This is a genomic window from Pseudarthrobacter sp. MM222 (assembly GCF_947090775.1).
Taxonomy (GTDB): Bacteria; Actinomycetota; Actinomycetes; order Actinomycetales; family Micrococcaceae; genus Arthrobacter.
In genome coordinates, this window is sequence record NZ_OX352321.1 from 2,531,968 (window position 1) to 2,544,506 (window position 12,539).

Sequence of the window (12,539 nt, forward strand, 5' to 3'; positions counted from 1 at the left end):
TGGAGCCATTGACAGCTCCAAGGTAACGCGGGTAACCTAGCTCACAATGCTGTTGAGTAACCCGCGTTACTAGACAGCAAACGCGGAACACCTCAGACCAACTCCCCGGCGCAACGCCCAGGATCAACGAAGACCACCGGAGCATTCAATGGCGAAAACCACAACCCCCAACAAAGCCGCGGCTGTGCGGCAGCGGGGTGTCACCATGAGTGATGTCGCCCGGCACGCGGGTGTCTCCCGTACGGCGGTCTCGTTCGTGCTGAGCAACCGGGAAAACGCCAGCATTTCTGAGGAAACGCGCATCCGCATCAACGACGCCGTGCAGGCATTGGGTTACCGCCCGAATGCCGGAGCACGCGCACTGGCTTCCCAGCGCAGTGACTGGTATGGACTCGTCACCGAGATCGTGACGGCCCCGTTTGCGGTGGACATCATCAAGGGCGCCCAGGATCAAGCCTGGCTTGACCGCCGGTTCCTGCTTATCGCGCCTTCCGACCAGGCCGATGCCGTAGGACCCAACCAGGGCCTGGAAGACGCAGCCGTTGAAAAGCTGTTGGAACAACGAGTGGAAGGACTTTTGTACGCGGCAACATTCCACCGCGGCGTACATGTTCCGGAAAGCGCCCACGAGGTGCCCACGGTCCTGATCAACTGTTTCGACGCGGACGGGAAGCTGCCCTCGATCGTCCCGGACGAGCGCGCCGGCGGCCGGGTCGCCGTCGAGCGCTTACTCCAAGCTGGCCACAGCAGGATCGGAGTCATCAATCTCGACCCGCGCATCCCCGCAGCTGTCGGGCGTTTGGAGGGTGCACGCGAAGCACTCGCCGGCGCCGGGCTGGAACTGGATCCGGATTTGGTGGTGTCCGGGTATGCGACGGCGGATGGGGGCTACGAGGCGGCCTGCGAAATCCTGGACCGCTATCCAAAAAATCAAAGGCCAACTGCCCTGTTCTGCCTCAATGACCGCATGGCGATGGGCGCTTACGACGCCATCAAGGAACGGGGACTGACCATCCCCGGAGACATCGCCGTGATCGGCTTCGACAACCAGGAACTAATTGCGGCCTACCTCAGGCCAAAGCTGACCACGGTTGCGTTGCCATTCGAAAAAATGGGCGCTCTGGGAGTCCAGACGCTCGCCGCTCTTACAGCAGGACAGCCGATCACTGCCGACCAGCAACTGGTCGACTGTCCGCTGCTAGAACGCTCTTCGGTCTGACCGCGAAATCAAGTTTCGAAGAGCAACCCTTACCCACCCCTTCACCTTGCTGATGAAGATAGGAAAGAGATAACCATCATGACACAACCCCGACACCTGAGGTCCGCCCGCATTGCAGCGGCCGGACTGGCGGTAGGCGCAATGCTGCTGACCGGCTGCGCTGCCACCGTCAACAAGTCAGGCACAAGCTCCTCGACTTCGGACAACACGAACGCCATGCTCACCATCCCACGGGAAGACATGAGCACCTTCGACCGCAACTTCAATCCCTTTGCGCCCGCGGTGAATCCCATGGTCAACCAGGCGATCTACGAACCCCTGTTGGTCTTCAACCCGGCCAAGGGAGACACGACGCCGTGGCTCGCCACCGAATGGAAGACTGCTGCTGACGGCAAATCCATCACCTTCACCCTGCGCGACGGCGTGAAGTGGTCCGATGGCAAGCCACTCGTGGCCGACGACGTCGCCTACACCTTCGAACTCCAGAAGAAGCTCAAGGGCGGCTACGAGTACCTCGTCGGTGCCACCGCCGAGGGAACCAACAAGGTGACCTTCACCTTCAACAAGCCATGGTCTCCGGCGCTCTACGAAGTGGGCCAGCTACCCATTCTGCCCAAGCACATCTGGTCTGCGATCGCCGACCCGGCGAAGGACGCCAACGCCACGCCCGTGGGCACAGGACCTTACACGGAGGTCGATTCCTTCCAGGCTCAGTCCTACGCACTCAAGAAAAACCCCAACTACTGGCAGCCGGAAAAACAGAAGATTGCTGGCATCAAGATGCTTGCAATGTCCGGCAACGACGCAGCCAATCTGGCCAGCGTCAACGGGGATGTCGACTGGTCCACCCAGTTCATCCCAAACATCGAGAAGACCTTCATCTCCAAAGATAAGGAGCACCGCCACTACTGGTTCCCACCCACGGGTGCCATGATCAATTGGCAGCTCAACACCACCAAGGCTCCGTTTAACGACCCAAAGGTGCGCAAGGCGCTCAGCATGGCCGTGGACCGCGACCAAGTGACCAAGATCGGGATGAGCGGCTACGCCCAGCCCGCCGACTGCACCGGCCTTTCCGGCAACTACGAGAAGTGGAAGAACCCGGCCGTCAAGGACAACTGCAGCTGGACCAAGCTCAACGTGGACGAAGCCAACAAAGTCTTGGACGAAGCCGGCTACCCCAAGGGGGCCGACGGCAAGCGCACCTTGAAGGATGGAACGCCTTTCGAGTTCAAGATCTCCGTGGGCGCCAGCTCCTCCGACTGGCTGTCCGTAGCCAACGTGATCTCACAGAACCTCCAAGCAGTGGGAGTCACGGCCAAGGTGGACTCTCCGGACTGGGCCTCCGTGGTGGCCGGATACGAACAGGGCACGTTTGACTCCGGCATTGTCTGGAGCGCCAACGATCCCAGCCCGTTCAAGTACTTCAACAATGCCATGGGCAGCGCCACAGTGAAGCCGGTCGGCACCAAGACGTTCGACAATTACCACCGCTTTGGTGCCCCCAAAGCCGATGCGCTCCTGCAGGATTTCGTTGCCGCCGGCGATGAAGGCAAACAGAAGGACGTCGCGTTCAAGCTCCAGGAAGAATACAACGACGCCGCCCCGCTGGTGCCGCTGTTCTCAGGACCTGAATGGGGCGACTACACGGACGTCCACTTCACGGGATGGCCGTCGCAGGACAACCCTTATGCCACACTTTCCGATCGTTCTCCTACCACGGTGCTGATTCTCACCACTTTGGAACCGCGCAAGTAACAGCTGGGCCCCGCAGGCCCAGCAGCCCGGCATGCCCGGCGCCGGATCACCGCGCCGGGCATGCCGCCCCCTCCCCATTACCGCAATACCTGAATGGAGGAAACCGTGCGCTTTATCCTGCGCCGCCTGGGTTTCTACCTGATCGCCTTCTGGGCGTCCATCACCTTGAACTTCCTACTGCCGCGCTTCATGCCCGGGGACCCCGTCTCCCGCATGTTCGCCCGTACCCAGGGCAAGATGCAGCCCGAACAGATCGACGCACTGCGTAAGTTGCTCGGTGTGGACGACCGTCCCATCTGGGAGCAGTACATCGACTATCTGCACAACGTGTTCACCGGCCAGATGGGCGTCTCGATTTCCCGTTTCCCCACACCGGTCACGGAGGTCATCGCCGCCCAGATCGGCTGGACCCTCCTGCTCGGCGGCACCGCACTGGTGATAGCCGCCCTCGTGGGCAACTTGCTCGGCATCCTGGCCGCGTGGCGGCGGGGCGGCGTGATCGATTCGGCGCTGCCGCCGGTGCTGGTGTTCATCGGTTCCTTCCCTTATTTCTGGCTAGCTATGGGCGCGCTGTACCTGTTTGGCGTGGTGCTGGGCTGGTTCCCCATCCGCCACGCGTTCACGGCCGGTTTGGAGCCCGCGTTTACCTGGGAGTTCATCGGCGACGTCGGTGCGCACCTTGTACTCCCGGCGTTGACGATCGTGCTGGTCTCCATCGGCGGGTGGATGCTGGGCATGCGGAACACGATGATCGCCACGAACTCCGAGGACTACATCACCATGGCTGAAGCCAAGGGTCTCCGGCCGGGCCGCATCATGCTCCGCTATGCAGCGCGGAACGCCATGCTCCCGTCGGTCACGAGCTTCGGCATGGGGCTGGGCTTCGTGGTGGGTGGTGCGCTGCTCACCGAGGTGGTGTTCGCGTACCCCGGCGTCGGCTACCAGCTCCTCAACGCCGTCCAAGGCCTCGACTACCCGCTTATGCAGGGCCTGTTCCTGACCATCACCGCCGCCGTGCTGCTGGCGAACTTCCTGGTGGACATCCTCTACGTCCGCCTCGACCCGCGCGTGCGCAGCAACTGAGGGACCCATCATGACAACCGCAATTCTGAAGCAGCCCACTGAGCCCACTGAGCGCACAGCTGCCCGCAAGCCCAACCGCAGTTTCGTCCACGGACTTAGCACCAACAAGAAGGCCCTGCTGGGCATGACCGTGATGCTCGTGTTCATCGCGCTTGCGTTGCTGGCCCCCGTGGTGTTCCCCGGAGATCCGTCGCGGATCACCGCGATGGCCTCGCTGGAACCGTCTCCCGAGCACTGGCTCGGCACCACGGCCAAAGGTCAGGACGTGCTTGCCCTGACTGTCCACGGCTCCCGCAGTTCCCTGTTCGTCGGGTTGACTGTGGGCTTCGCATCCACCTTTATCGGCATTTTGGTGGGCCTGGCCTCGGCGTACTTTGGCAAGTTCATTGACGAAGCACTGTCCCTGGTGACCAACGTCTTCCTGCTCCTGCCCGGACTGCCGCTCCTTGTCATCCTGGCCGCGTTCCTGCCGCCGGGCCTGGGCACCGTGATCCTTGTCCTCGTGGTCACCGGCTGGGCCGGTTCGGCACGTGTCTTGCGCTCCCAGGCGCTGTCCATCCGATCAAAAGACTTTGTGGCCGCGGCCGTGGTGTCCGGCGAACGGGCGGGCCGGATCATGTTCCGCGAGATCCTGCCGAACATGGCCTCGATCGTCATGGGTACCCTGCTGGCCTGCGTGATCTACGGCATCGGCGCCCAGGCAGGCCTGGAGTTCCTTGGCCTGGGTGACGTCAGCACCGTCTCGTGGGGCAACAACCTCTTCTGGGCCGGCAACGAGGGCGCCCTACTGACCGGCAGCTGGTGGGTCTTTGTTCCCTCGGGTGTCTGCATCGCGCTGGTCGCGTTCGCGCTGGCCCTCATCAACTACGCCGTGGACGAGGTCACTAATCCGCGGCTGCGGAAGATCAAAACCCCAAAAATTACCGAAAGGAGCGCCGCCAAATGACAGTCTCCCAAGTTTCCTTCGGCTCCCACGAGCCCGTCCTGGAGGTCAAGAACCTCACCGTCAAGTACATCGGCGACACCCGCTCCACCACCGCCGTCGACCGTGTTTCCTTCAGCATCGGCACCGGTGAGGTGTTCGGGCTGGCGGGCGAGTCCGGCTGTGGGAAGTCCACCATAGCCAACTCGATCATGCGGCTCCTGAAGGATCCCGCGAAGATCGCCGGCGGCAGCATCTCCTTCGGCGGCAAGGACGTCCTGGCCATGAGCCCGGAGGAGCTGCGGCGCTTCCGCTGGCAGGACGTGGCCATGGTGTTCCAGTCGGCCATGAACTCGCTCAACCCGGTGCTGACCATCGGCGAGCAGATCGTGGATATTTTCACCACTCATGCGGGCTACTCGCGCAAGGAATCGCTGCGGCGTGCCGGTGAGTTGCTCGAATTGGTGAGGATCGACCCCGCACGCCTCAAGTCCTACCCGCACCAGCTCTCGGGCGGCATGCGGCAGCGCGCCGTGATCGCCATGGCCGTGGCGCTCAAGCCGTCCCTGTTGATCCTCGACGAACCCACCACCGCGCTGGACGTGGTGGTGCAGCAGGAAATCATGGCCCAAATCAAGGAACTCCAACGCGAACTGGGGTTCTCCGTCCTCTTCATCACCCACGACATGTCCCTCATGGTGGAGCTCTCGCACCGCATGGCCGTGATGTACGGAGGCCGGATCGTGGAGACCGCGAAAGCCCAGGACGTCTACGCCAACCCCCGCCACCCCTACACTCAGGCGCTGATGGGTGCGTTCCCGCCGCTCACCGGTCCGCGGGTTCCGCTGACCGGACTGCCCGACGGCGTGAAGTTCCGGAACATCCCGGACCTCACCGAAGCAGCACCCGGCCATTTCGTGGCACCTGTCAGTGCCGACGCTTCAGCGGCTGACACCGCCATCATGGAAGGAGCCGCACGATGAGCCACGCTGTACTGTCATCCCAGCGCCCCGCCGCCGACACCGAAGCTCCAGCCCTCGAGGTCCGCGGACTAGGAAAGTCTTTCCCTATAGGTGGTTTGTTCTCCCGGGAGTCCGTCCGGGCCCTGCACGGCGTGGACCTGACCATTGGCCGCGGCGAAATCGTGGCGCTCGTGGGAGAGTCCGGGTCGGGTAAGAGCACCCTGGCCCGCTGCGTTGCCCGGCTGGAAAAGCCGAGCTCCGGCGAGATCCTGATCGACGGCGTCGACGTCCTCAAGCGAGACCGCTTCCAAGCATCGCGGGCCTTCCGCTCCCAACTGCAGATGGTCTTCCAGGATCCCTTCGGCTCGCTGAATCCTGCCCACAGAGTGGAGCACTTCCTGCGGAGGTCGCTAGCGATCCATCGGAAGGGCGGCAGCTCCGAGACAGAGACGCAGCAGCGACTCGAGGAGCTCATGACCACCGTGGGCCTGCAGGCCGACATGCTGAACTCCTACCCGCACGAGCTCTCCGGCGGGCAGCGCCAACGAGTCGCGATTGCCCGGGCCCTTGCCGTGGAACCACGGGTCATCCTCGCCGACGAACCCACGTCCATGCTGGATGTTTCGGTCCGGATCGGCGTGCTGAACCTGATGCGGAAGCTCCGCGATGAGCAGGGAATCTCCATGCTCTACATCACACACGACCTCGCCTCGGCCCGATACCTGGCGGACCGGACGGCGGTCATGTTCGCGGGAGAGCTCGTTGAAGAGGGCGAGTCCTTGGATCTCCTGGCCAACCCGGCCCACCCGTACACGCAGCTGCTGGTCTCGGCCGTCCCGGATCCGGCCCGGGCGGGCTCCTACGATCCCGTCCGCCGGGCAGAGCTGCGCCAGGCTGTGATGGCTTCGACCAGCTGCGCTTTCGACGGCGACCCAAACCGCTGCTCGGCCGAGGAACCCGTCCGCCACCGCGTGGGCGACCCCGAAAACCGCCACTGGGTGCGCTGCCACCTTTACCGCCCGCAGGCTGGAGCCGGCGGCCACGCGCTGGCAACTGAACCTACGGACAACAAGGCCTCCGTATGACTGAATCGACGCACCCGCTCGGCACCGTTCCCCAGGACGAACTGATTGCCCGCGCCGATGCGGACCCCCTTCGGCCGCGCTTCCATTTCGTGTCCCCGGCCGGTTGGCTGAACGACCCCAACGGCGTGAGCCAATGGAACGGCACCTACCACCTCTTCTACCAGTACAACCCCGAAGGCGCCTTCCACCACCGCATCCAGTGGGGCCACGCGACCAGCACCGACCTCGTCCACTGGACGGACCAGCCGGTGGCGCTGGAACCTTCCGCAGGTCCGGACGCCGACGGCTGCTGGTCGGGGGTGTTGGTGAACGACGGCGGCACGCCCACCTTGGTGTACTCGGGACGGCTAGGCGAGCAGGAGTTGCCCTGCGTTGCCGTGGGATCCGCAGACCTGCTGAGCTGGAGCAAATTGCCTCAGAACCCGGTCATCGCAGCCCCGCCGGCCGGGGTGGACATCACGGCGTATCGCGATCACTGCGTGTGGCGCGAGGGTTCCACCTGGCGGCAGTTGGTAGGTTCGGGCATTCGTGGGCGCGGCGGCACGGCGTTCCTGTACGAGTCGGAGGATCTGCGCGCCTGGGAATACGTCGGGCCCCTGTTCATCGGCGACGCCTCACTGGGCGATCCTGCCGATTCCGACTGGACCGGGACCATGTGGGAATGCGTGGACCTGTTCCGGGCAGGCGAAGGCTCGTTGGGTACGGTTCCCACTTCTGGTGACACGCCCGACGTGTTGGTCTTTTCCGCATGGGACAACGGCGACACCCGCCACCCGCTGTACTGGACCGGGCGCTACTCGGAAAACTCCTTCGAGCCCGCCGGGCTGCATCGGCTCGACTACGGCGGACGGTTCTTCTATGCGCCGCAGTCATTCCAGGATGAGTCCGGCCGACGCATCATGTTTGGTTGGCTCCAGGAGGGGCGCAGCGACGCCGCGATGGTTGAGGCCGGGTGGTCGGGCGTCATGAGTTTGCCGCGCGTCACCACCCTGGCCGACGACGGAACCCTCCGTTTCGCACCCGTGCCCGAAATCGAGAAGCTACGCCGGGACCATGTGGGCCTGCCCGGACAGCAGCTGGTGGGTACCGGGGCACCTGCGGCTACCGGGGTGTCCGGCAGCCAATTGGACCTCGAACTGGACGTGCAGCTCGAGCCTGGTGCTGTGCTGCGACTGGGCTTGCTGGGATCGGCTGACCGTGGCGTCTCCGGCAAACCCAAGGAGGAAACAGTGATCGAGCTGCGCCGGACCACGGAAGGCGACGGCCAAGGCACACTCCGCCTCGACCGGACTCAGAGCAGCCTCGATCCGACCGTTGATGTCGACGACAAGTCTGGACCGCTCCCGATGCCCGACGGCCGGGTGCACCTGCGCGTCCTGGTGGACCGATCCGCCGTCGAAATTTTTGCCAACGGTAAGCCGCTCACCGCCCGCGTTTACCCGACCCTGGCCGGTGAGCACGTGAGCCTAGCCGCCGAGGGTACCGTGAGGCTGCTCTCCTTCGATGCCTGGACCATGGCTGAGATCTTTGGAGGAGCCCGGAACCTCTTCCCCTAACTCAGTCCGACCTCTCCCGCCTTTGGAGTCAACTGCTAACACCAGCATCCGTCCAGCCGCCGAACAGCGCCCGCGCCGGTCGCCGGCTCGATGGCCGCCCCACCCTTCCTCAGGAAGACGAAATGAAACGAGACTTTGATTCATGACCGCGGTAACCACGCCCACACGTGAGGCTTTCCGGCCGGCGATGCACTACGCCAGCAAGGACACCTGGCTCAATGACCCCAACGGCCTCATCTACTACGAGGGTAGCTACCACCTCTACTACCAGAACAACCCCTTCGGGAATGTCTGGGGAAACATGTCCTGGGGGCACGCCACCTCCACGAACCTCATCACGTGGACAGAACAACCCGTCGCCATTGCCTGCGACGAAAACGAGGACATCTTCTCCGGCAGCGTCGTCTACGACCAGCACAACAGCAGCGGACTCGGCGACGGAACTGCTGCACCCCTGGTCGCGATCTACACAAGTGCCTACAAGGAGAACTCACAGCACGCCGGGATCCAGGCGCAGTCACTGGCCTGGAGCACCGACGGCGGCTACACCTGGTCCAAATACCACGGCAACCCCGTCTTGAGCAGGGACTCGGCCGAGTTCCGGGACCCGAAGGTCTTCTGGTACGACGGCGCTTCCGGATCCTACTGGGTCATGGTCGCTGTCGAGGCACTGGATTTCACCGTCGTGATGTACCGCTCCGATGACCTCAAGAGCTGGGACTACCTCAGCAGTTTCGGGCCCGCCAACGCCACCGGCGGAGTCTGGGAATGTCCTGACCTGTTCCCGCTTCCACTTGACGGGAACGAGGACCTGATCAGATGGGTCCTGACCGTTAACCTCAATCCCGGCGGGCCAAACGGAGGATCTGCGGGACAGTACTTCGTTGGCGAATTCGACGGCGAGACGTTCAGGTCCGAAACCACGGTCACTGAAGGCGACCAGGATCCGGCGCGCCTGACCGAGTATCACTGGCTCGACTGGGGCCGGGATTACTACGCTGCCGTTTCCTTCAGCAACGTTCCGGACGGCCGCCGGCTCATGATGGCCTGGATGAACAACTGGCAGTACGGCAACGACATTCCAACCTCCCCGTGGCGAAGCCCCATGTCGCTTGTACGCGAGGTCTCGCTGGTCACCTCTGAAGGGGCACCGCACCTCACCCAGCAGGCAGTGATTGACCCCGCAGCGTTTTCCCGCACAGTTGCCTACACAGAGCTCGACGTCGATGGCATCCGTTCCGTGGCAGGCGGGGACGCCGTGCAACTCATCGAGGTAACGTTTATGCCCGGTTCCGCAGATGAATTTGGCCTCGTGGTCCGCGGCAACGGCAACGAAGGTACAAGGATCGGCATCTGTCCGGGTGACGGCAGACTGCTCGTGGATCGAACGGTCTCGGGCAACACGGCGTTCCACAGCGCCTTTGCATCGATCGACACCGCGCCCCTGCGTGCCGTGGATGGAGCGTATAACCTGCGTATTTTCGTTGATCACTGCTCTGTGGAGATCTTCGCCCAAGACGGAGAGGTCACCCTCACCGAACTGATCTTCCCAGACCCCTCCAGCACCGGCGTGTCGCTGTACACCACCGGAGGAACCGCAAAGGTCGCTTCGCTCAGGCTGACCACCCTCGCCTGACCATGGCTACGCAACCGCCGGATGGATTCAGACCCACCCAATCAACGCGACGGGTGGACGACGGCGGCCCAGCTTGCCTGCCAGGGGACTCGCCTGAAATAGAGAGTCCCCTGGCGCGCGTGGGTTTGAACGCCTTGCCGCTGCCCTGCAGTCACTACCGCCGCGGCGGTAGTGACTGCTGTTCCAGGTCCTCACCGAGAGAGGAGGAAAAGAACTCCACCGCGATCGCCAGCAATGAGTCCTTCTCCGGGTGGACGAAAACCTTCACCGACCCCGGCTGTGTGTCGCGATCGTGGACCGGCTGACCTTCAACGGCACCATCATCGAAACCGGCACCGACTCCTACCGCCTCGCCCACACCCTGAACCACCAGAACGGCAGCTAAACCGGGCACCGCGGGCCGAACCTTCCACCGTCGTCGTCAGGCAAGTAGGACTCGATGGATAAGCCACTTGGCAAGCGCTTGCGTTAATTGTTGAAATCGGCCAGAACGTGACTTTCGGACCCCGTTTGGAAGTATAGATGCGTGCATTTGGATACTGCTCTCGAACAAGGGGGCCGATCAAGTCACACAGTTCTGCCGCAATCTCAAAAGGCGATTCATCCCTGCCTTCGGGTCCAAGCGCCGGATAGAAACGCTAGTCGAGAACGACGCCACCGTCCCCGTCAGAGACAGGATTGATCCTCTCAAAGGGGACTCTTGTGCGCCGGACCGCGCCCGACTTACCCGGCGGCTTGACCTGGCCCACGCAAGAACCTCGGACACTGGGGCCTTGCTCGATAGGTATTGACGAACCGATTTTGGACGATGCCTTCACCGGGCCCTCCCCGGTCGATAGAGGTCCCAAGGACCTGCCGGAAGAAATAGCCGCGAAGAAATGCGCACGCCACCAGCCAGACAAGGTGTTGCCCAGGATGAACCAGAATTCGCAGACAAATCGGTTCGCAGCACGCCATATCGAGGGAGTGAGGACCACTCACGAGTTGGGAGACTTCCAGCTACCCGCGCTGCTTTCTCCGAACCAGCGTCTCGTGTCTTCCAACTGGCCTGCATTGCAACCCAAGGTCACGTTGTCGAGATTTAGTCCCACTTACTCAGGTAGGGCCTGGTCTCAGCAACGGGCATAACCAAGATAGTTGGCCCCGCGCCACTCCGTTTGTCACGGCGCCAACTATCTTGTGAGTTATGCCAACTAAGTCGACATGTCACACATCAAGACGCGAACACAGCTCACCGGGACAATCAGCTGGCACCCTGCACGTCTCCCTGTGTGGCCGCTTTGGTGGCATCTACTTGGAAGAAGACTTCCAACTCGGCGATACGTTTCTTCCAAATAGGGTGCCATTCTTCCAATTAGGTCGACACCTCACAAAAGATGTAGATGGACAGGTTACTTGGTCTTGAGGACCGTTCCCCTGTCCCCCTATGTTCGCGGCGGCGGTGGCCTGGTCCCGTCTCCCCACGGACAGGCAAGATGGTCCTTTTCCCACCCGAAGGAATGACCCGAAGATCAGTCCAGGCGGGGCTCGCCGAAAGTCTCCACATGCCGCTGGCAATTCGGTGCCGCGCGAAGGGAGGCCGCTGAGTCGGCGCCTGACCCGCGAGTTACTAGGCGACATCCAAGATCAGCGGCATGTGGTCGCTATGCCTCAACCAGTCTTCGGATACTCCGACTCGGAGATCGGCCGGGATGCCGTCGCTCAGGAATGCGTAGTCGATGTGATGCCCAAATCGGGGGTTCCGAGTGTGAAAGTACGTTTTCGTCGGCTCCGCACCTTGGTCGTTCACCGCGTCGCGGTGGTACACGCTGCTGAGCCCAAGCCCCGTGAGCTTTCCGACCAGCATGCTGTGGTTCCTCCCCGGATGCGCCCTGTCCCAGACCGTGTTGCTGTTGAAGTCCCCCATGAGCAACGCGTTGCCACCGGCGAGGAATCCAGCGTGGCGGTCCACGATCTCATGAGTCACGCGAACGTACCTCAGCTCACGATCCAGCTGATGCGCCCAAAGGGCAATGACGTTGAGGCCATCAATCGAAAAGGGAAGATGCCAGGGCAAGTTAGGATCCGCGTGTTCTGAAATCTTGTAGCGAGCGTTGGCGAATCCAATAACTCCGAGACCCTTGTTCAGATTGCTGCCAGTCCATGCCGCGAAGGGGTGTTCAGCCGCCAAAATGTCCTTCTTGGCGACCTCGTGGAGAATGACCACGTCAGGCTGCAACGCTTCAATCAGGTGGCGTTTCTTGTAATACGCCATAGAACAGTTCCACGAGACGATTCGCACTGGGTTCCTTTGAGTCCGGCAAAAGTGCCGTTGGCAT

The 12,539-nt window shown here is 62.6% G+C and carries 9 protein-coding genes and 1 pseudogene; 9 read left to right on the forward strand and 1 reads right to left on the reverse strand.

Going from position 1 to position 12,539, the window contains the following annotated elements:
• Positions 1-148 precede the first annotated feature (148 nt).
• The 9 genes and pseudogenes from OM977_RS11545 to OM977_RS11585 form a co-directional block, all read left to right on the forward strand.
• Positions 149-1,219, forward strand: a complete 1,071-nt coding sequence (locus OM977_RS11545; protein WP_264354109.1) for a LacI family DNA-binding transcriptional regulator — start codon at positions 149-151, stop codon at positions 1,217-1,219.
• A 78-nt stretch (positions 1,220-1,297) separates the two neighbouring features.
• Entirely contained in the window at positions 1,298-2,977 is a 1,680-nt protein-coding gene (locus OM977_RS11550; RefSeq protein WP_264354110.1) for an ABC transporter substrate-binding protein, read from the forward strand.
• Between the two features lie 105 nt (positions 2,978-3,082).
• A complete protein-coding gene (locus OM977_RS11555) occupies positions 3,083-4,060 on the forward strand; it encodes an ABC transporter permease (protein ID WP_264357391.1) in 978 nt (325 codons plus the stop codon).
• Between the two features lie 10 nt (positions 4,061-4,070).
• A complete protein-coding gene (locus OM977_RS11560) occupies positions 4,071-5,006 on the forward strand; it encodes an ABC transporter permease (protein ID WP_264354111.1) in 936 nt (311 codons plus the stop codon).
• The gene (locus OM977_RS11565) at positions 5,003-5,965 is read left to right on the forward strand and encodes an ABC transporter ATP-binding protein (RefSeq protein ID WP_264354112.1); all 963 of its coding nucleotides are present in this window, start codon (positions 5,003-5,005) and stop codon (positions 5,963-5,965) included. Before OM977_RS11560 ends, OM977_RS11565 begins: the two co-directional genes overlap by 4 nt.
• A complete protein-coding gene (locus OM977_RS11570) occupies positions 5,962-7,029 on the forward strand; it encodes an ATP-binding cassette domain-containing protein (protein ID WP_264354113.1) in 1,068 nt (355 codons plus the stop codon). Before OM977_RS11565 ends, OM977_RS11570 begins: the two co-directional genes overlap by 4 nt.
• Complete coding sequence (locus OM977_RS11575) at positions 7,026-8,585, forward strand: glycoside hydrolase family 32 protein (RefSeq protein ID WP_264354114.1); 1,560 nt, start codon at positions 7,026-7,028, stop codon at positions 8,583-8,585. Before OM977_RS11570 ends, OM977_RS11575 begins: the two co-directional genes overlap by 4 nt.
• Positions 8,586-8,727: 142 nt before the next feature.
• The gene (locus OM977_RS11580) at positions 8,728-10,221 is read left to right on the forward strand and encodes a glycoside hydrolase family 32 protein (protein ID WP_264354115.1); all 1,494 of its coding nucleotides are present in this window, start codon (positions 8,728-8,730) and stop codon (positions 10,219-10,221) included.
• Positions 10,222-10,396: 175 nt separating this feature from the next.
• Positions 10,397-10,606 (forward strand): annotated as a pseudogene (locus tag OM977_RS11585) (ATP-binding protein); the annotation flags it as partial.
• A 1,224-nt stretch (positions 10,607-11,830) separates the two neighbouring features.
• On the opposite strand, the gene OM977_RS11590 reads toward OM977_RS11585, so the two are convergent.
• On the reverse strand, positions 11,831-12,502 hold the full coding sequence (locus OM977_RS11590) for an endonuclease/exonuclease/phosphatase family protein (protein ID WP_264354116.1): 672 nt from the start codon (positions 12,500-12,502) through the stop codon (positions 11,831-11,833).
• Positions 12,503-12,539: the final 37 nt, after the last annotated feature.

Excerpts from the sequence above, each read along its gene's own strand:
- OM977_RS11545 (WP_264354109.1), top strand. The coding sequence starts at position 149 with ATGGCGAAAACCACAACCCCCAACAAAGCCGCGGCTGTGCGGCAGCGG.
- OM977_RS11550 (WP_264354110.1), top strand. The coding sequence starts at position 1,298 with ATGACACAACCCCGACACCTGAGGTCCGCCCGCATTGCAGCGGCCGGA.
- OM977_RS11560 (WP_264354111.1), top strand. The coding sequence starts at position 4,071 with ATGACAACCGCAATTCTGAAGCAGCCCACTGAGCCCACTGAGCGCACA.
- OM977_RS11565 (WP_264354112.1), top strand. The coding sequence starts at position 5,003 with ATGACAGTCTCCCAAGTTTCCTTCGGCTCCCACGAGCCCGTCCTGGAG.
- OM977_RS11570 (WP_264354113.1), top strand. The coding sequence starts at position 5,962 with ATGAGCCACGCTGTACTGTCATCCCAGCGCCCCGCCGCCGACACCGAA.
- OM977_RS11575 (WP_264354114.1), top strand. The coding sequence starts at position 7,026 with ATGACTGAATCGACGCACCCGCTCGGCACCGTTCCCCAGGACGAACTG.
- OM977_RS11580 (WP_264354115.1), top strand. The coding sequence starts at position 8,728 with ATGACCGCGGTAACCACGCCCACACGTGAGGCTTTCCGGCCGGCGATG.